This is a genomic window from Streptomyces lothianensis, from assembly GCF_047779955.1.
Lineage (GTDB): Bacteria > Actinomycetota > Actinomycetes > Streptomycetales > Streptomycetaceae > Streptomyces.
Map to the genome: position 1 here is coordinate 1 of NZ_JBLMKT010000044.1, position 18,922 is coordinate 18,922.

Annotated in this window: 14 protein-coding genes; 12 read left to right on the forward strand and 2 right to left on the reverse strand. The window is 69.4% G+C overall.

The window, feature by feature from the left end:
* Positions 1-80: 80 nt before the first annotated feature.
* Positions 81-404, reverse strand: coding sequence for a chorismate mutase (locus tag ACLF6P_RS16060; protein WP_415950999.1), 324 nt, complete (start codon positions 402-404; stop codon positions 81-83).
* A 105-nt stretch (positions 405-509) separates the two neighbouring features.
* Between ACLF6P_RS16060 and pepN the strand changes: the two genes are divergently transcribed.
* The 12 genes from pepN (at position 510) to ACLF6P_RS16120 (ending at position 16,050) form a co-directional block, all read left to right on the forward strand.
* Positions 510-3,005 (forward strand): aminopeptidase N, encoded by a 2,496-nt coding sequence (gene pepN / locus ACLF6P_RS16065; protein WP_415951000.1) that lies wholly within the window; start codon positions 510-512, stop codon positions 3,003-3,005.
* A 274-nt stretch (positions 3,006-3,279) separates the two neighbouring features.
* A complete protein-coding gene (locus tag ACLF6P_RS16070) occupies positions 3,280-4,701 on the forward strand; it encodes a pyridoxal phosphate-dependent decarboxylase family protein (RefSeq protein WP_415951001.1) in 1,422 nt (473 codons plus the stop codon).
* Positions 4,698-6,110 (forward strand): lysine N(6)-hydroxylase/L-ornithine N(5)-oxygenase family protein, encoded by a 1,413-nt coding sequence (locus ACLF6P_RS16075; RefSeq protein ID WP_415951002.1) that lies wholly within the window; start codon positions 4,698-4,700, stop codon positions 6,108-6,110. Before ACLF6P_RS16070 ends, ACLF6P_RS16075 begins: the two co-directional genes overlap by 4 nt.
* A gap of 122 nt (positions 6,111-6,232) precedes the next feature.
* Positions 6,233-6,940 carry an SIMPL domain-containing protein gene (locus tag ACLF6P_RS16080; RefSeq protein ID WP_415951003.1) on the forward strand — a complete coding sequence of 236 codons (708 nt, stop codon included), beginning with the start codon at positions 6,233-6,235 and terminating at the stop codon, positions 6,938-6,940.
* Positions 6,941-7,205: 265 nt separating this feature from the next.
* Entirely contained in the window at positions 7,206-8,633 is a 1,428-nt protein-coding gene (gene pyk, locus ACLF6P_RS16085) for a pyruvate kinase (protein ID WP_415951004.1), read from the forward strand.
* Between the two features lie 255 nt (positions 8,634-8,888).
* Positions 8,889-9,371 carry a PaaI family thioesterase gene (locus ACLF6P_RS16090; RefSeq protein WP_415951005.1) on the forward strand — a complete coding sequence of 161 codons (483 nt, stop codon included), beginning with the start codon at positions 8,889-8,891 and terminating at the stop codon, positions 9,369-9,371.
* Between the two features lie 140 nt (positions 9,372-9,511).
* Positions 9,512-9,928 carry a hypothetical protein gene (locus tag ACLF6P_RS16095; RefSeq protein ID WP_415951006.1) on the forward strand — a complete coding sequence of 139 codons (417 nt, stop codon included), beginning with the start codon at positions 9,512-9,514 and terminating at the stop codon, positions 9,926-9,928.
* A gap of 434 nt (positions 9,929-10,362) precedes the next feature.
* Positions 10,363-11,571: a branched-chain amino acid ABC transporter substrate-binding protein gene (locus tag ACLF6P_RS16100; protein ID WP_415951049.1), complete on the forward strand. Its 1,209-nt coding sequence runs from the start codon at positions 10,363-10,365 to the stop codon at positions 11,569-11,571.
* 105 nt (positions 11,572-11,676) lie between these two features.
* Positions 11,677-12,606 carry a branched-chain amino acid ABC transporter permease gene (locus ACLF6P_RS16105; RefSeq protein ID WP_415951007.1) on the forward strand — a complete coding sequence of 310 codons (930 nt, stop codon included), beginning with the start codon at positions 11,677-11,679 and terminating at the stop codon, positions 12,604-12,606.
* A gap of 5 nt (positions 12,607-12,611) precedes the next feature.
* The gene (locus ACLF6P_RS16110) at positions 12,612-14,402 is read left to right on the forward strand and encodes a branched-chain amino acid ABC transporter permease (RefSeq protein WP_415951008.1); all 1,791 of its coding nucleotides are present in this window, start codon (positions 12,612-12,614) and stop codon (positions 14,400-14,402) included.
* A 5-nt stretch (positions 14,403-14,407) separates the two neighbouring features.
* A complete protein-coding gene (locus ACLF6P_RS16115) occupies positions 14,408-15,337 on the forward strand; it encodes an ABC transporter ATP-binding protein (protein ID WP_415951050.1) in 930 nt (309 codons plus the stop codon).
* Entirely contained in the window at positions 15,334-16,050 is a 717-nt protein-coding gene (locus ACLF6P_RS16120) for an ABC transporter ATP-binding protein (protein WP_415951010.1), read from the forward strand. Before ACLF6P_RS16115 ends, ACLF6P_RS16120 begins: the two co-directional genes overlap by 4 nt.
* A gap of 168 nt (positions 16,051-16,218) precedes the next feature.
* On the opposite strand, the gene polA is transcribed toward ACLF6P_RS16120, so the two are convergent.
* Positions 16,219-18,882 carry a DNA polymerase I gene (gene polA / locus ACLF6P_RS16125; RefSeq protein WP_415951051.1) on the reverse strand — a complete coding sequence of 888 codons (2,664 nt, stop codon included), beginning with the start codon at positions 18,880-18,882 and terminating at the stop codon, positions 16,219-16,221.
* Between the last annotated feature and the right edge of the window lie 40 nt (positions 18,883-18,922).

The window sequence follows — 18,922 nt, forward strand, 5'->3', positions numbered from 1 at the left end:
CACCTCCCGGTGACGGGCACCTCCCGGTGACGGGCACCTCCCGGTGACGGGCACCTCCCGGTGACGGGCACCCCCCCGGCTCAGCGGTCCGTCGCGTCCGCGATCTGTTCGTGGTGGCGGATCACCTCGGAGATGATGAAGTTGAGCAGCTTCTCCGCGAAGGCCGGATCGAGCTTCGCGCTCTCCGCGAGGCCGCGCAGCCGCGCGATCTGCTGGGCCTCGCGAGAGGGGTCCGCGGGCGGAAGCTGGTGGGCGGCCTTGAGATGCCCGACCTGCTGGGTGCACTTGAACCGCTCGGCGAGCATGTGCACCACGGCGGCATCAATATTGTCGATACTGTCCCGAAGCCGCCCCAGCTCGGCGAGGACCTGGGGATCGGTGGCGGAGGAGTCACGCGTGCTCATGAGAGGCGAGCCTACGTGCCCACGCCCTCCCACCGCGCCCGTGACCACCTCACGGACACCCGGCCCCCTCTGTGACCCGCCTTCCGCATCAGGCAGCATGTCCCCATGTCCGTACTGACGCGCGACGAAGCGCAGACCCGTGCCCGCCTCCTCGACATCCACCGCTACGAGGTCGACCTCGACCTCACCGGCGGTGAGGAGACCTTCGACGCCCGGACCGTCATCCGGTTCACGGCCCGCGAGGCCGGAGACACCTTCGTCGACCTGAAGGCCGCCAAGCTCCGCGAGGCCACCCTGGACGGACACCCCCTCGACCCGGAGTCGTACGACGACAGCCGCCTCCCGCTGCGGAACCTCACCGCCGGCGAGCACGAGCTCACCGTCGACTCCGAGATGCGCTACTCGCACACCGGCGAGGGCATGCACCGCTTCACCGACCCCACCGACGGCGAGACATACCTGTACTCGAACCTGTGCATGGACGAGGCCCAGCGCGTCTTCGCCGTCTTCGACCAGCCCGATCTGAAGGCCGTCTTCGCCTTCACCGTCACCGCCCCCGAGCGCTGGACCGTCCTCGGCAACGGCATCGCCAAGGACGAGGGCGGCGGCCGCTGGACCGTCGCCGACACCCCGCGGATTTCCACATACCTCGCCGCGCTCGCCGCGGGCCCGTACCACTCGGTGCGCACCGAGCACCGCGGCCTGCCCTTCGGCATCCACTGCCGCCGCTCGCTCGCGCCCCACCTGGACGCCGACGCGGACGAGATCCTGGATGCCACCAAGGCCCTCTTCGACCGCTACCACGAGAAGTTCACCGAGCCCTACCCCTTCGACTCGTACGATCAGGCCTTCGTCCCCGAGTTCAACATGGGCGCGATGGAGAACCCGGGCCTCGTCACCTTCCGCGACGAGTTCGTCTACCGCTCCGCCGTCACCGACACCGAGCGGCAGAACCGCATCATGGTCATCGCCCACGAGATGGCCCACATGTGGTTCGGCGACCTGGTCACGCTGCGCTGGTGGGACGACATCTGGCTGAACGAGTCCTTCGCCGAGTACATGGGATACCAGACCACGTCCGAGGTCACACGGTTCACCGACACCTGGACCAACTTCGGCATCTCCCGCAAGACCTGGGGCTACGACAGCGACCAGCGGCCCTCCACCCACCCGGTCGCCCCGGAGCCGGAGCTCGTGCCCGACACCGGCTCCGCGATGGCCAACTTCGACGGCATCTCGTACGCGAAGGGTGCCTCCGCGTTGCGCCAGCTCGTCGCCTGGCTGGGCGAGAAGGACTTCACCGCCGGCATCAACGCGCATTTCGCGCGGCACAAGTTCGACAACGCCACACTCGACGACTTCATCGAGAACCTGTCCTCCGCCACCGACCGCGACGTCCGCGCCTGGGCCGATGTCTGGCTGGGCACCACGGGCGTCGACAAGCTGGTCCCGACGGTCACCGGGAGCGGCAACTCCTGGCACCTCGCCGTCACCCGCGAAGGCAGCCGCCCGCACCGCATCTCCGTCGCGGCCTACGACCACGACCTGCACGAGGCCCGCGCCCTCGTGCTGCGCGAGCGCTTCGAACTCGACCTCGCCGAGGAACGCGCCGAGACCTCACGCCCCGGCCGCAGGCCCGCGCTCGTTCTCCTCAACGACCAGGACCTCACGTATGCGAAGATCCGCTTCGACGAGCAGTCCGAGGAGACCGCCCTGCGCGGGGTCTGTGGCATCCCCGACCCGCTGAACCGGGCCGTCGTGTGGAACGCGCTGCGCGACATGGTGCGCGACGGCGAACTCGACCCGAAGCGCTACCTGGAGGCCGCCCGCGCCCACCTCCCGCAGGAGACCGATCTCGCGATCGTGCAGGGCGTCCTCGCCTTCGCCGGCTCCCAGGTCGCCGACCGCTACCTCGCACCCGAGGACCGACCCGCCGCGCTCGGCCTCCTCTCCGACCTGTGCGAGGACATCATCCGGCTCACCGAGGACGGCTCCGCGCCCGGCGCCCGCCTCACCGCCGTACGCCACTTCATCGACCACGCGCAGCGAGCCGACGTCATCCGGGCCTGGTTCGACGAGGGAACCGTGCCCGGCGGCCCCGAGCTCGACCCCGAGCTGCGCTGGCGCATGCTCACCCGGCTCGCCGTGCTCGGCGCCGTCGACGATGCGGTGATCGAGGCCGAGCTGGTGCACGACCCGAGCGCCACCGGGCAGGAGGGCGCGGCCCGCTGCCGTGCCGCACTGCCCGATCCGGCGGCGAAGCAGGCCGCTTGGGAGGCGATGTTCGGCGGTGCCGACGAGCTCTCCAACTACCTGTTCGCCGCCACGGCCCAGGGCTTCTGGCAGCCCGAACAGCGCGACCTGGTCCGCCCGTACGTCAGCCGCTTCTTCACCGAGGCGCCCGCCACCGGCCGCCGCCGCGGGCCCGCCCTCGCCGACGGGATCGGCCGCCACGCCGTCCCCACCATCGTCGTCGAGCCGGAGACCCTCGAACTGGGGGAGCGGTGTCTGGCCGGTGAAGCCATGCCCGCGCAGCTGCGCCGCCGCCTGGCCGATCACATGGACGACCTGGCCCGCGCGCTCCGGGTGCGTCAGGCCTGAGCTGTACCAGGGGGCGTCCGGCATGATCCGCCGGGCACTCCCTGGCCGAGGGGGCGCCGGTCGGTGGACCGGCGCCCCCTTCGTACGCTCGCGGCCGCCCCCGGTGCATGCGGGGCGTTTCCCTCGCCCAACAGGCGCTCCATACCACCTCAACTGCTTTTCTCCGCACGGCAGTACCCCTTTCGAGTTGTGCTCGTTCTTCTCCTCGGGCACCACCGCACACCGCACTGCACGCTGGATGTCCCGCACTGATCACTTCCGCGAAGGACGTCCTATGAGCAGCAGCCCGCCCCTGGCCGGAGGCACCACCGGCCCCGACGCCCTGCGGCCGCTGCTGAACACCGTCCTCGACGCACTGACGGAGGGCGCCGCCGACCGTGGGGGGCCGCTGCCCGAGGGCGGGCCCCAGGCCGTCGAACAGCACGTCGCCAAAGCGCTCGATGCGGTGCTCCCGGAGCGGGGGCGAGGCGCCGACGAGGCGCTGCACACCCTCGTCAGCCTCCTCGCGGCCGGTGCCGCCGACCCCGCCGACCCGCTCTGCGCGGCCCACCTGCACGCCCCGCCACTCGCGGTGGCCGCCGCCGCGGACCTCGCGGCCTCCGCGCTCAACTCCTCCCTGGACTCCTGGGACCAGGCACCCGCCGCCTCCGTCCTCGAAGGCCGGGTGACCCGCGCGATCGCCCACGAGGTCTACGGCGAGGAGGCCGCCGCCCCCGACGCCCTCACCACCACCGGCGGCACCGAGGCCAACCAGCTCGCCCTGCTCCTCGCCCGCGAACTCCTCGGCCCCGTCCAGCTCCTGACCGGCGCCAACGCCCACCACTCGCTGCACCGCGCCGCCTGGCTGCTCGGCCTGCCCGAGCCCGTCACCGTGCCCGCGCCCGCCGGGGTCATCGACCCGGCAGCCCTCGACGAGGCGCTCACCGAACTGCCCGGACCCAAACTCGTCGCCGCCACCGCCGGCACCACCGACGCCGGACTCATCGACCCCCTCGACGAGATCGCCGGCCTGTGCGCCCGGCACGGGGCCCGCCTGCACGTGGACGCCGCCTACGGCGGCGGACTGCTCTTCAGCAGCCGCCACCGGAACACACTCCGCGGCCTCGACCGCGCCCACACGGTCGCCCTCGACCTCCACAAACTCGGATGGCAGCCGGTCGCCGCCGGCTTCCTCGCCGTACGCGCGGCAGCCGACCTCGCGCCGCTCGGGCACCGCGCCGACTACCTCAACGCCGAGGACGACACCGAGGCCGGACTCCCCGACCTCCTCGGCCGCTCCCTGCGCACCACCCGCCGCGCCGACATCCTCAAGACCGCCGTCACCTGGCGCGCCCTCGGCCGCGAGGGCATGGGGGAGCTCGTCGACCGGGTCTGCGCACTGGCCCAGGACTTCGCCGGCCTGATCGAGCAGCACCCCGGCTTCGAGCTGTACGACCGGCCCGCCCTCAGCACCGTCCTGTTCCGGCCGCGCGGAGCCGATTTCGCTCCCGATTCCGCTCCCGATTCCGCTCCCGACGGGGGCGATCACGTCCTCGCACACGTACGCCGGACCCTGCTCACCGAAGGCCGCGCCGTGCTCGGCCGGGCCCGCCTCGACGGGCGGCTCTGGCTCAAGGCCACCCTGCTCAACCCGTACACCCGAAGCGGCGACCTCGCCGCACTGCTGCACCTTGTGGAAGGACACACCCGCCGATGATCACCCCTGCACCAGCCCACGAAGAGCCCCGGGACCTCGTGGGCATCGGCATCGGACCGTCCAACCTGTCACTCGCGGCGCTCGCCCACCCGCTCACCGGGCTGCGGACCGCGTTCTACGAGCAGAGACGCGGCTTCCACTGGCATCCGGGGCTCCTCATCGAAGGCGCCACCCTCCAAGTGCCCTTCCTCGCCGACCTGGTGACCCTCGCCGATCCCACGAGCCCCTGGTCCTTCCTCAACTACCAGCGCGAACAGGCGCGGCTCTTCCCCTTCTACTTCGCAGAGAAATTCCACATCCAGCGCGCCGAATACGACGCGTACTGCCGCTGGGTCAGCGGACAGCTGCCCGGCCTGCACTTCGGCCACCAGGTCGACGCCGTGCGCTGGAACCCCGAACGCTCCCTGTTCGAGGTCGACTTCACCCAGCTCGACGCCGAAGGCGAAGCCGAAGCCCTCGGCCGTACGTACACCCGCAATATCGCCCTCGGCGTCGGCACCGCACCCCACGTACCCGAACCGCTGCGACCGCTCGCCGAAGCCCCCGGCGTCCCCGTGTTCCACGCGGCCGACTACCTCGAACACCGCGCGGACCTCCTCGAAGCCGGCCATGTCACCGTCGTCGGCGCGGGCCAGTCGGGCGCCGAGGTCTTCCTCGACCTGCTCAAATCCCGCCCGGCGGGCGCCGAACGGATCCACTGGCTCGCCCGCACCGAGGCCTTCGCGCCCATGGAGTACTCCAAGCTGGGCCTCGAACACTTCACGCCCGACTACACCGGCTACTTCCACGCCCTGCCCGAAGCCGTACGCGACCGCCTCGTCCCCGCACAGTGGCAGCTGCACAAGGGCATCGACTCCGAGACCCTCGCCGCCATCCACGACGAGCTCTACCGCCGCAGCCTGCACGGCGGCTGGCCCGATGCCACCCTCACGCCCGCCGTCAGCGTGCGCACCGCAGGACGCATCGCCTCCACCAGCATCGAGCTGCACCTCGAACACGTACAGCAGGGCACCCGCTCCCGCCTCGCCACCGACGCCGTCGTCCTCGCCACCGGCTACCGCGAGCGCCCGCTCGACCAGGTGCTCTCGGGCCTCGGCTCGTATCTGCGGCGCGACGCGAGCGAGCGGCCGCGGATCAGCGAGGACCACCGGCTGCTCCTCGACCCCTCGGTCAGCGGCTCCGTCTACGTGCAGAACGCCGAACGGCACACCCACGGTGTCGGCGCACCCGACCTCGGCCTCATGGCCTGGCGCTCCGCCGGCATCCTCAACTCCCTGACGGGCAACGAGCCCTACACGCTGCCCGAGCGCACCGCCTTCACCACCTTCGGGCTGCTGTCCGACGGACAGGGGCAGGGCGGGGGACCGGGGCGGCTACGGGAGAGCAGCCTCGTGCCGCTGAAGGGCTGATCCGGTTGAGCCCCGTACGGGGACGTGTACGGGGACGCGTACGGGGCTGGGCTGCCCTCGACCGCCCCCGGGTGCGAGAGTGACGGCAACGCCTTCGCCCAGCCGCTCAGGGGGAGCCAGCCATGGAGCAGGACACGGACTTCACACCGTACGGAACGCCCGAGTCGCCGCGCCTCGCCGTCACCGGGGAGGCGCGGCTCGAAGTGGACCCCGAGGTCGCCCGGATCCATGTCACGGTCAGCTCCCGTGACCGCGACCGGCGCCAGGCCCTCGACGACCTCACCCGGCGCAACGCGGCGGTCATCGACCTGATCAAGTCCTACGCCGACGCCGTCGAGAAGCTGGAGACCGGATCCTTCTCGCTGCGCCCCCGGTTCTCCGGCAAGGGGCGCGGCGAGAACATCCGCTCCTACCACGGGCATGTCCGCCTCACCGCCGTACTCGGCGACTTCACGGCGCTCGGCGAACTCGTCACCCGCCTCGCCGACCTGGAACTGACCTCGGTGGACGGCCCCTTCTGGGAGCTGCGCCCCGACTCGCCCGTGCGCGGCGAGGCGCGCAGCCAGGCCGTACGGGAGGCGGTCAAGCGGGCCCGCGAGTACGCGGCCGCTCTCGACACCCGGCTCGCCGCGCTCGTCGAGCTGGCCGATCTGGGCGCCGAGCGCCACGGCGGTGCGAACTTCGACGCGGCACATGTGCGCCGGGTCTCCGCCGGGGGAGCAGGGGCGGCCGAGGAGATGGCGGCCGCGCCCATCGACCTCGAACCTCGACGCCAGACCGTGCAGGCTCTGGTGAACGCCCGCTTCACGATGCATCCGCCGCAGCTGTGACGGATTCGGCTGGTTCGGCGGATTCAGCGGATTTGGCGTCTTCGGCCGACTCGGCTCGTTCGGTCGGTTCGGCGGATTCATGCGGTCAACAAATGAATGCAGGTCCGCGCAATCGAGCGACCAAGGGCCGGTATCCGTACGGGAAATGCTCATCGGAGCGCGGCACCGCACAATTCAACACTTGTCAATAGCCTTTCACGTAAAGGTTGTTGAGTAGTCATGCCCAGCCAATTCTCTACCCGCCGGTAAGGCCTAGGCTCGAAGTATGCGCCGAGCAAAGATCGTTTGTACCCTGGGGCCAGCCACCGACTCATACGACCAGATCAAGGCCCTGGTCGAAGCCGGAATGGACGTGGCCCGCTTCAACCTCAGCCACGGCACCTACGCCGAACACGAGGAGCGCTACGCGCGCGTGCGGAAGGCCTCCGAGGAGACCGGCCGCAGCGTCGGCGTCCTCGCCGACCTTCAAGGACCGAAGATCCGCCTCGGCCGCTTCAGCGAAGGCCCGGTGCTCCTCGAACGCGACGACGAGTTCACCATCACCGTCGAGGAGGGCGTCGAAGGCGACCGTCAGACCTGCGGCACCACCTACGGCGGACTCGCCGCCGACGTCACCGCCGGCGAGCGCATCCTCGTCGACGACGGCAGGGTGTGCCTCGAAGTCACCGCCGTCGACGGCCCCCGTGTGCGGACCCGCGTCGTCGAGGGCGGCATGGTCTCCGACCACAAGGGCCTCAACCTGCCCGGCGTGGCCGTCTCCGTCCCCGCGCTCTCCGAGAAGGACCAGGAAGACCTCCGCTGGGCCCTGCGCACCGGCGCCGATGTCATCGCCCTGTCCTTCGTCCGCAGCGGCCGCGACGCCAACGACGTGCACCGCATCATGCGCGAGGAGGGCCGCAGGCTGCCCGTCATCGCCAAGGTCGAAAAGCCCCAGGCCGTCGAGAATATCGACGACATCGTCGCCGCCTTCGACGGCATCATGGTCGCCCGCGGCGACCTCGGCGTGGAGATGCCCCTGGAGCAGGTGCCGATCGTCCAGAAGCGCGCCATCAAGCTCGCCAAGCGCAATGCGAAGCCGGTCATCGTGGCCACGCAGATGCTCGACTCGATGATCGACAACTCCCGGCCCACGCGCGCCGAGGCCTCCGACGTCGCCAACGCCGTCATCGACGGCACGGACGCGGTGATGCTCTCCGGCGAGACCAGCGTCGGCTCATACCCGATCGAGACGGTCCGCACCATGGGCCGCATCGTCGAGGCGGCGGAGGAGGACATCCTCGCCAAGGGCCTGCCGCCGCTCACCGAGCGCAACAAGCCCCGCACCCAGGGAGGCGCGGTGGCCCGCGCGGCCGCCGAGATGGGCGACTTCCTCGGCGCCAAGTACCTGGTCGCCTTCACCCAGTCCGGCGACACGGTCAAGCGCCTCTCCCGCTACCGCTCCCCGATCCCCCTCCTGGCCTTCACCCCGGTCCCGGCCACACGCTCCCAGCTGAACCTGACCTGGGGCGTCGAGACCTTCCTCGGCCCGGAGGTCGACTCCACCGACGCGATGGTCGCCCAGGTCGACGACCTCCTCCTGAAGCACGGCCACTGCAGCCCCGGCGACGTGGTCGTCATCACCGCGGGCTCACCCCCGGGCGTCCCCGGCTCGACCAACCTGGTCCGCGTCCACCGCATCGGCGAGGGGCACTAGGGGCCGCCATCGGGGGGGAATCGGGGGCACGGGGAACGAATGAGGGGGCACGGGGAACGAATGAGGGGGCACGGGGAACGAATGAGGGGGCGCGGGGAACTGCGCGAGGACGGACCACCGGCCCGCAACCGGCATCGGATCCCGCGCCCCCACGGCGGGTGGCCGCCCCACAACCACGCCCCCGCATCCCCAAGGGCAACCCCACCCCTGATATGAAACCGGTGTACCGCACACCGAGGAACAGGAGCCGGGCCCATGGGCGAAACCAACCACGTCAAGTTCCCGCAGGAAGTCATCGACGAGTACGCGGCCCTCGGCGTGGACCTGCCCGCCCTTTTCTCGGCGGGCGACCTCGGCACCCGCATGGGCGTCGAGATCAAGGAGGCCGCTGCCGACCGCGTCGTGGGCACCATGCCGGTCGAGGGCAACACCCAGCCGTACGGACTCCTGCACGGCGGCGCCTCCGCGGTGCTCGCCGAGACCCTCGGCTCGGTCGGCTCGATGCTGCACGGCGGCACCAACAAGATCGCCGTCGGTGTCGACCTGAACTGCACCCACCACCGCGGGGTCCGCTCGGGCCTGGTCACCGGTGTGGCGACGCCGGTCCACCGGGGCCGCTCCACGGCCACGTACGAGATCGTCATCACCGACGAGCAGGACCGCCGCGTCTGCACGGCACGCCTGACCTGCCTGTTGCGGGACGTGAACCCGAGCGACGAGGCACGCGTACGCGGCTGACGCACCCCGCGCGCGGCGAGCAGCTCAGCACCCCGAAGGGGCGCCCCGGCCGACCGGGGCGCCCCTTCCGCGTCCGGCCGCCCGGCCTCCCCGGCACACCTCTTGCCCACCGCCGCCAACCCGCCCTATCTTCCCCGGATATGAGGCAAGCCGCCGCAATCCGCGCGCTCTTCGCTCCGGCGGCCCTGTGCGTCATCACGCTGCTTCTGGGCGGTTGTTCGGGCACAGAAGACAACCGTGCCGTACCGGCCCCTTCTCCGCGTACCAGTTCCGATACGGAGATCTGCATCGCACTCGTCGGCTACTGGGCGAAAGAGGTCTTCCTCGAACGGCCCACCTCGGGGCGGGACTTCATGCAGAAGGGCCTGTCCAACGGGCAGAACGAGATCCTGCTCGCCGCGGTCGACGCGGCGATTCGGGAGCGCGAACGTGCCGGCGAGGAGGCCGCGCTGAAGGTGCTCGACGAGCGCGTGGCGCAGGGCTGCGGGGAGCGCTACCGCTCGGGCAGGCCGAGCGAGGGCATCTGGCGCGAACCCTCCGCGAGCCCACAGGCGTAATTACCCTGAGTAATCAGAATGGGGCCTTCGAACACATTCTGTTCCCGCCGCAAACGATCTCCGGAATTACCGGAATCCCTTATTCGGTCCGCAGGATTCCCGTCCGGGCTGTCAGGAGCAAGATCCCCTCAAGCACCTGAGCGGAACTGCCAGTTCTCAGCATGTGGTCCTTTGCGAGGGGGGTGAGAAGTCCGATTGGCCCGCCCTGTTCCGCCCGAAATCAAACCCGGATAACAAGAGAGTCACATCTGCTCTTCCGCTGTCCCGGGGCCCGCCACCTGCGCTTAGAGTCACGGCCAGTCACCGCGCCGCCGGGCGCGAACTGAAATGCACGGCCCTGTACCACCACCAGTACGGCCCGGCGATCAGTACGGCCCCCTCACGCCGAGGGCAGGCCGGCGCCAGGGAAAGGACCCATCGTGCGTAACCGCTCCTTGCTCATACTCACCTCGGTGTTGACCACCGGAGCCCTCACCCTCACTGCCTGTGGTTCGCGCGACGACAGCAAGGGTGGCGGCGGTGGCGGGGAGAACGTCACCGTCACCATCGGATTCGACGCCCCGCTGACCGGTGACCTCTCGGCCCTCGGTCTCGGCATGAAGAACTCCGCCGACCTTGCGATCAAGCAGGCCAACGAAGAGAAGCTGATCGACGGCGTCACCTTCAAGCTGGACGCCAAGGACGACCAGGCGCAGCCCTCCGTCGGCCAGCAGAACGCCGTGTCGTTCATCAACGACAAGGACGTCCTGGGCGTCATCGGCCCGCTGAACTCCAGCGTCTCGCAGTCGATGCAGAAGCCCTTCAACGACGCCAAACTGGTCCAGATCTCGCCGGCCAACACCGGTACCGAGCTGACCCAGGGCGACAACTGGAAGTCCGGCGAGAAGAAGCGCCCGTTCGCGACCTTCTTCCGCACGGCCACCACCGACGCCAACCAGGGCGCCTTCGCCGCTGACTACATGTACAACACGGCGGGCCTCAAGGAGGTCTACCTGATCGACGACCAGAAGACCTACGGCGCCGGTCTCGCGGCCTCCTTCAAGGCCAACTTCACCGAGCTCGGCGGCAAGATCGTGGGCACCGACCACGTGAACCCCGAGGAGCGCGACTTCAACGCCGTGGCCACCAAGGTCAAGGAGTCCGGCGCCAAGGGCGTCTACTACGGCGGCGAGTACCCGGCCGCCGCACCGCTCAGCCAGCAGATCAAGGCCGCCGGCGCGAACATCCCGCTGATGGGCGGCGACGGCATCTTCAGTGGCGAGTTCATCAAGATCAACAAGAAGGCCGAGGGCGACCTCGCCACCTCGGTCGGCGCGCCCACCGAGAAGCTCGACTCCGCCAAGAAGTTCATCGAGGACTACAACGCGGGCGGCTACTCGGAGCCCTACGAGGCCTACGGCGGCCTGACCTACGACGCCACCAGGGCGCTCCTCGAGGCGATCAAGGTCGCCTACGAGGCCAACGACAACAGCCTTCCGAGCCGCGAGCAGGTTCTCAAGGCCATGGATGAGGTCAAGTTCAACGGCGCCACCGGTGAGATCGCCTTCGACGAGTACGGCGACACCACCAACACCCTCCTGACCGCGTACAAGGTCGAGGGCGGCGACTGGAAGGACCAGAAGTCCGGGACCGTCGAGAAGTAATCCGCACGCCCTCCCGGCACCACCTGCATTGACCCAGACCGCGCGGGAGCGCCACCAGCGCTCCCGCGCGGCGCCATATCCGAACCATTCCACGGAGGCCTTGCGGTGAACGAACTGCCGCAGCAGCTGGCCAATGGACTCATCCTCGGCGCGATGTACGGTCTCATCGCGATCGGCTACACGATGGTCTACGGCATCGTCCAGCTCATCAACTTCGCCCACGGCGAGATATTCATGATCGGGGGCTTCGGGGCCTTCACGATCTTCCTGTGGATGCCGGACAGCACCCCGCTACTGGTCCTGCTCCCCCTCATGCTCGTCTTCGGCATCATCTGGTCCGTCCTCGTAGGCGTCGGCGCCGAGAGATTCGCCTACAAACCGCTGCGCGGCGGACCACGGCTCGCGCCGCTGATCACCGCCATCGGCCTCTCGCTCTTCCTCCAGCAACTGGTCTGGTACGCCTACCCGGGCGCCACCAAGGACATCCCCTTCCCGCAGTTCTCCGGCGCCCCCCTCGAAATCCTCGGCGCCAACATCAGCCGCAACGACCTGTTCATCCTGATCAGCGCACCCCTGTGCATGATCGCGCTGGGCTGGTTCGTCAACAAGACGCGCTCCGGCCGCGGTATGCAGGCCACCGCGCAGGACCCCGACACCGCCAAGCTGATGGGCATCAACACCGACCGCATCATCCTCCTGGCCTTCGCGATCGGCGCCGCGTTCGCCGCCGTCGCAGCCATGGGATACGCCCTGCACTTCGGCCAGATCGGCTTCAAGATGGGCTTCCTGATGGGCCTCAAGGCCTTCACGGCGGCCGTGCTCGGCGGCATCGGCAACATCTACGGCGCCATGCTCGGTGGCATCGTCCTCGGCCTCGCCGAAGCCCTCTCCACCGGTTACATCGACGCCATCCCCGGCCTGGAGCAGTTCGGCGCCCAGTCCTGGGCCAGCGTCTGGGCCTTCATCCTGCTCATCCTGTTCCTGCTGTTCAGGCCACAGGGCCTGCTCGGCGAACGCGTCGCGGACAGGGCGTGATCCCCATGACGACCTCTCCCGCCAAGACCACCGTCGGCACGCCGGTCATCCAGCTGCCCCCTGCCGCCGCGCGCATCGGCGTCCTCGCCGGAGCCGTCCTCGTCTTCGCCGGCACGATGATGCCCTGGACCTGGACCAGCGCCTACCCGGGCGATCTGACCGTCTGGGGCTACCCCGCCGAACTCCAGGTCGTCACCCTCACCGGCGCCCTGCTCACCCTCCTGTTCGCGCTGTCCGCCCAGGGCCTGCGCGGCCTCGGCTGGCTGACCCCCGGCGGCAAGAACAGCCCCATCCTGCTGACCGCCCTCGGCACCCTCCTCACCGCCGGCTACGCCATGGGCTCCATCGCCTACGAACTCGGCGGCGTGGTCAACCTCGAACCCGGCGCATGGATCTCCGGCATCGGCGCGCTCATCGCCGTCATCGGCGCACTCGCCCTGCCTTCCGAGATCGCCCCCGAGGAAGCCGCGCCCAACCCCTGGCACCGGCTGCGCGCCGCCACCAGGGCACCCGAGCCCAAGCGGGCCGCCAAGGAACTGCCCGGCTGGATGGAGATCCTGGCGATCGCCACCGCCTTCGCCATCGGCCTCTACGTCCTCGCCTACGGCATCGCCGCCGAGGCCGAACTGTTCATCGGCACCCTGGTCACCGCCCTGTTCGGCGCGGCCGCCATCTCCCGCTCCGGGCTCCTTGCCCGCGTGAACGCACTCACCGCCAAGCACCGCAACGTCACGCTGACCGCGGCCTTCGTCGCCGCCGTCTGCTTCCCGTTCACCCAGACCGACGACACCTACGCCCTCATCGGCACGAACATCCTGATCTTCACGACCGTCGCACTCGGTCTGAACATCGTCGTCGGCCTCGCCGGACTCCTGGACCTCGGCTACGTCGCCTTCCTCGGCGTCGGCGCCTACGCGGCCGCCCTGGTCTCCGGATCCCCGCAGTCGACCATCGGCGTGCACTTCCCGTTCTGGGCGGCCCTGCTCACCGGTGCGATCGCCTCGCTGATCTTCGGTGTGCTCATCGGCGCCCCGACGCTCCGCCTGCGCGGCGACTACCTCGCCATCGTCACCCTCGGCTTCGGCGAGATCTTCCGCATCACCATGAACAACCTGAACGGGAACACCGGACCCGACGTCACCAACGGATCCAACGGCATCCCGAACATCCCCAACCTGGAGATGTTCGGCTTCAACTTCGGCGAGCAGCACGAGATCCTCGGCTTCACCCTCGGCAGGCCCAGCAACTACTTCCTGCTGATGCTGCTCGTCACTGCCGTCGTCGTCCTGGTGTTCCGCCGCTCCGGAGACTCCCGGATCGGACGTGCCTGGGTCGCCATCCGCGAGGACGAGACCGCCGCCACGGCCATGGGCATCAACGGCTTCCGCGTCAAGCTGATCGCCTTTGCCCTCGGCGCCACCCTCGCCGGCCTCGCCGGCACCGTCCAGGCGCACGTCCAGTACAGCATCACCCCCGAGCAGTACCAGTTCGCCAACTCCGTACCGCCCAACTCCGCCTTCCTGCTCGCCGCCGTCATCCTCGGCGGCATGGGCACCATCAGCGGACCGCTCATCGGCGCGGCACTGCTCTACCTCATCCCCGCCAAGCTGCAGTTCCTCGGCGAACTCCAGCTGCTCCTCTTCGGCCTCGCGCTGGTCCTCCTGATGCGCTTCCGCCCCGAAGGCCTCGTCGCCAACAAGCGGTCCCAGCTCGAGTTCCACGAGGCGGACCAACCCGACGTGCCCGAACAGCGGGAGCCCGAGAACACCGTCGGCGCCACGAAGGCGGGGGCGTGAACACCATGACCACCAAAACCACGACAGCCACCGCGGCCACCGCGACCACGGTCCTCGACGCCCGCGATGTCACCATGCGCTTCGGCGGCCTCACCGCCGTCCGCTCGGTGTCGCTGACCGTCAACAGCGGCGAGATCGTCGGTCTCATCGGCCCGAACGGGGCCGGCAAGACCACCTTCTTCAACTGCCTCACCGGCCTCTACGTCCCCACCGAGGGCAAGGTCAGCTACAAGGGCACCGTCCTGCCCGCCAAGCCGCACCTGGTCACCAAGGCAGGCATCGCCCGCACCTTCCAGAACATCCGGCTCTTCCCCAACATGACCGTCCTGGAGAACGTCCTCGTCGGACGCCACACCCGGACCAAGGAAGGCCTCTGGTCCGCGCTGCTGCGCGGCCCCGGCTTCAAGAAGGCCGAAGCCGCCTCCCACGAACGCGCCATGGAACTCCTCGAGTTCGTCGGCCTCGCCCACAAGGCGGGCCACCTCGCGCGCAACCTGCCCTACGGCGAACAGCGCAAGCTGGAGATCGCCCGCGCGCTGGCCTCCGACCCCGGCCTGCTGCTCCTCGACGAGCCCACCGCCGGTATGAACCCCCAGGAGACCCGGGCCGCGGAAGAACTCATCTTCGCCATCCGCGAGCAGGGCATCGCCGTACTCGTCATCGAGCACGACATGCGCTTCATCTTCAACCTCTGCGACCGGGTCGCCTGCCTCGTCCAGGGGGAGAAACTCGTCGAGGGCACCCCCGAGGTCGTCCAGCGCGACGAGCGCGTCATCGCCGCCTACCTCGGCACCCCCTTCGAGGGAGCCCCCGGCGCCGAAGAGGCCGCCGAGGTCCAAGCCGCCGAAGCCGAACACGAGGCCGAGGCAGCCGAAGCCGAGGCCGCGGAGGCAGCAGCACCCAGCACCGACTCCCGCACGGAGGACGACCAGTGACCGCACTGCTCGAGGTCGAAGACCTCAAGGTCGCCTACGGCAAGATCGAAGCCGTCAAGGGCATCTCCTTCAGCGTCGAGGCCGGTCAGGTCGTCACCCTCATCGGCACCAACGGTGCGGGCAAGACCACCACACTGCGCACCCTGTCCGGGCTGATCAAACCGCTCGCCGGGAAGATCACCTTCGACGGGAAGCCGCTCGCGGGCGTCCCCGCGCACAAGATCGTGGCACTGGGCCTGGCCCACTCGCCGGAAGGCCGCCACATCTTCCCGCGCCTCACGATCGCCGAGAACCTCCAGCTCGGCGCCTACCTGCGGGACGACAAGGAAGGCATCGAACGCGACATCCAGTACGCGTACGACCTCTTCCCCATCCTCGGCGAACGCCGCAAGCAGGCCGCCGGCACCCTGTCCGGCGGTGAGCAGCAGATGCTCGCCATGGGCCGCGCGCTGATGTCCCAGCCCAAACTGCTCATGCTCGACGAACCCTCCATGGGCCTCTCGCCGATCATGATGCAGAAGATCATGGAGACCATCGCCGAACTCAAGTCCCGCGGTACCACGATCCTGCTCGTCGAACAGAACGCCCAGGCGGCGCTCTCCCTCGCCGACCAGGGACACGTCATGGAGATCGGCAAGATCGTCCTGTCCGGCAGCGGACAGGACCTCCTCCACGACGAATCCGTCCGCAAGGCCTACCTCGGCGAGGACTGACCCCTCCCGACCACACGCCTGCACGGCCAAGGGCCCCTTCCTCCCGTCCGTACGAGAGGAAGGGGCCCTTGGCGCACACGCGGCTCAGGGGCTGACCCCGGACCCGGCCCAGGGGCTGACCCCGGACCCGGCCCAGGGCCGGGCCCAGGGCCGGGCCCAGTGCCCGGCTCAGTGCGCGGCAGACTCCCAGTCGGGACCCACGCCCACCGACACATCCAGCGGTGCCCGCAGCTGCACCGCCCCGGACATCTCCCGGCGCACCAGCTCCTCGACCGCATCCCGCTCACCCGGCGCGATCTCCAGCACGACTTCGTCGTGCACCTGCAGCAGCAGACGGGACGTCAGCTGCTCCGCCCGCAGGGCCTTGTCCACATCCAGCATCGCGATCTTGACGATATCGGCGGCCGTGCCCTGGATCGGCGCGTTCAACGCCATCCGCTCGGCCGCTTCACGCCGCTGCCGGTTGTCGCTGTTGAGATCCGGGAGATAGCGGCGGCGGCCCAGCATCGTCGCCGTGTAGCCCGTCGCCCTGGCCTCGTCCACCACCCGGTGCAGATAGTCCCGCACACCGCCGAAACGCTCGAAGTAGGTGTCCATCAGCGCACGCGCCTCACCTGCCTCGATGTTCAGCTGCTGCGAGAGACCGAAGGCCGACAGGCCATACGCAAGGCCGTACGACATGGCCTTGATCTTGCGGCGCATCTCCGCGTCGACCTCGGACTTCGCCACCGAGAAGACCTGCGAGGCGACGGTGGTGTGCAGATCCTCACCCGAGGTGAAGGCCTCGATGAGCCCCTCGTCCTCCGAGAGATGCGCCATCACGCGCAGCTCGATCTGGCTGTAGTCCGCCGTCATCAGCGACTCGAAGCCCTCGCCCACCACGAAACCCCGGCGGATCGCCCGGCCCTCGTCGGTACGGACCGGTACGTTCTGCAGATTCGGCTCCGTGGAGGAGAGCCGGCCCGTCGCCGCGACCGTCTGGCTGAACGTGGTGTGGATCCGGCCGTCCGCCGCGATCGTCTTGATCAGACCCTCGACCGTCACCCGCAGTTTCGCCTGCTCACGGTGACGCAGCATGATCACCGGCAGCTCGTTGTCCGTCTGCGTGGCCAGCCACGCCAGTGCGTCCGCATCCGTCGTATAGCCGGTCTTCGTCTTCTTTGTCTTCGGCAGACCCAGCTCCGCGAACAGCACCTCCTGCAGCTGCTTGGGCGAACCGAGATTGAACTCGTGCCCCGCCGCGGCATGCGCCTCCTTCACCGCCTGCTGCACCGCACCGGCGAACTGCTGCTCCATCGCCTCCAGATGGGCACGGTCGGCGGCGATACCCGAACGCTCCATCCGCGCGAGCAGCAGCGACGTGGGCAGCTCGATGTCCGTGAGCAACTCGGCCGCACCCACCTCCTGCAGCCTCCCGGCGAAGACCTCGCCCAGATCGAGGATCGTCCGGGCCTGATGCATCAGAGCATCGGCCTCGGCGCTCTCCTCCGCGCCGAACGCCAACTGCCCCTCGGCGGCCGAGGCAGGCGCCAGCTCACGCCCCAGATACTCCAGGGACAGAGCATCGAGCGCGAACGAACGACGACCAGGCTTCACCAGATACGCGGCCAGCGCACTGTCCATCGCGATGCCCTCGACTGGCCAGCCATGCTCGGCGAACACCCGCAGCACGTTCTTCGCGTTGTGCAGCACCTTCGGCTTCCCGGCATCCGCCAGCCACCGCGCGAAGGCCTGTTCGTCGGCCTCGTCGAGCTGCGAGGGATCGAACCAGGCGGCCGCGCCGTCGCCCGCGGCCAGCGCCACCTCCGCGACCGAACCCGTGCCCAGCGCCCACGCGTCCACACTCGCGAGCCCGAGCAGCTGATCGCCGTGCGCATCGAGCCACGGCTTCAGCTCGCCGGTGGACAGCACCTCGCCGTCGACCTCGACACCGGGCGCCGCCGGGGACTCCTCGGCCTCCTCGGCACCCGGGTCCACCGCAAGCAGCCGCTCGCGCAGCGAAGGATTACGGATCTCCAGGGTGTCGAGGACCATCGCAAGCGCCTTGCGGTCATACGGGCGGCGCTCAAGATCCGTGGCGGACTTGGGCAGCTCCACGTCGCGGACCATCTCGGTGAGCCGGCGGTTCGTCTTCACCGACTCCAGATGCTCGCGCAGATTGGCCCCCGCCTTGCCCTTGACCTCCTCGGCCCGCTCCACCAGCTCGGCGAACGAACCGAACTGGTTGATCCACTTCGCCGCCGTCTTCTCGCCGACGCCCGGGATGCCCGGCAGATTGTCCGAGGGGTCGCCGCGCAGCGCCGCGAAGTCCGGATACTGCGAAGGCGACAGACCGTACTTCTCCTGCACCTTCTGCGGAGTGAACCGGGTCAGTTCCGAGACGCCCTTCGTCGGATACAGCACCGTGGTGTGCTCGGTGACCAGCTGGAAGGAATCACGGTCACCCGTGACGATCAGAACCTCGAAACCGGCGGCCTCCGCCTGCGTGGCCAGCGTGGCGATGATGTCATCCGCCTCGAAACCGTCCACCGCGAAACGATCCGCATCCATCGCGTCGAGCAGCTCGCCGATCAGCTCAACCTGGCCCCTGAACTCATCCGGAGTCTTCGACCTGTTCGCCTTGTACTCCGGGAACTCCTCCGAGCGCCACGTCTTGCGCGAGACGTCGAAGGCCACCGCGAAATGCGTGGGCTGCTCGTCACGCAACGTGTTCGCCAGCATCGAGGCGAAACCATAGATCGCGTTCGTGGGCTGGCCCGTCGCCGTCGTGAAATTCTCCGCGGGCAGCGCGAAGAACGCCCGGTAGGCGAGCGAATGCCCGTCCATGAGCATCAGGCGCGGTCGGGACTGCTTCTTCGACTGGTTCGCTGTC

Bases quoted from the DNA above. Each gene is read 5' to 3' on its own strand.
- polA (WP_415951051.1), bottom strand. From the start codon at position 18,882: ATGCTCATGGACGGGCATTCGCTCGCCTACCGGGCGTTCTTCGCGCTG.
- ACLF6P_RS16080 (WP_415951003.1), top strand. From the start codon at position 6,233: ATGGAGCAGGACACGGACTTCACACCGTACGGAACGCCCGAGTCGCCG.
- ACLF6P_RS16110 (WP_415951008.1), top strand. From the start codon at position 12,612: ATGACGACCTCTCCCGCCAAGACCACCGTCGGCACGCCGGTCATCCAG.
- pepN (WP_415951000.1), top strand. From the start codon at position 510: ATGTCCGTACTGACGCGCGACGAAGCGCAGACCCGTGCCCGCCTCCTC.
- ACLF6P_RS16090 (WP_415951005.1), top strand. From the start codon at position 8,889: ATGGGCGAAACCAACCACGTCAAGTTCCCGCAGGAAGTCATCGACGAG.
- ACLF6P_RS16115 (WP_415951050.1), top strand. From the start codon at position 14,408: ATGACCACCAAAACCACGACAGCCACCGCGGCCACCGCGACCACGGTC.
- ACLF6P_RS16075 (WP_415951002.1), top strand. From the start codon at position 4,698: ATGATCACCCCTGCACCAGCCCACGAAGAGCCCCGGGACCTCGTGGGC.
- ACLF6P_RS16060 (WP_415950999.1), bottom strand. From the start codon at position 404: ATGAGCACGCGTGACTCCTCCGCCACCGATCCCCAGGTCCTCGCCGAG.
- ACLF6P_RS16095 (WP_415951006.1), top strand. From the start codon at position 9,512: ATGAGGCAAGCCGCCGCAATCCGCGCGCTCTTCGCTCCGGCGGCCCTG.
- pyk (WP_415951004.1), top strand. From the start codon at position 7,206: ATGCGCCGAGCAAAGATCGTTTGTACCCTGGGGCCAGCCACCGACTCA.
- ACLF6P_RS16070 (WP_415951001.1), top strand. From the start codon at position 3,280: ATGAGCAGCAGCCCGCCCCTGGCCGGAGGCACCACCGGCCCCGACGCC.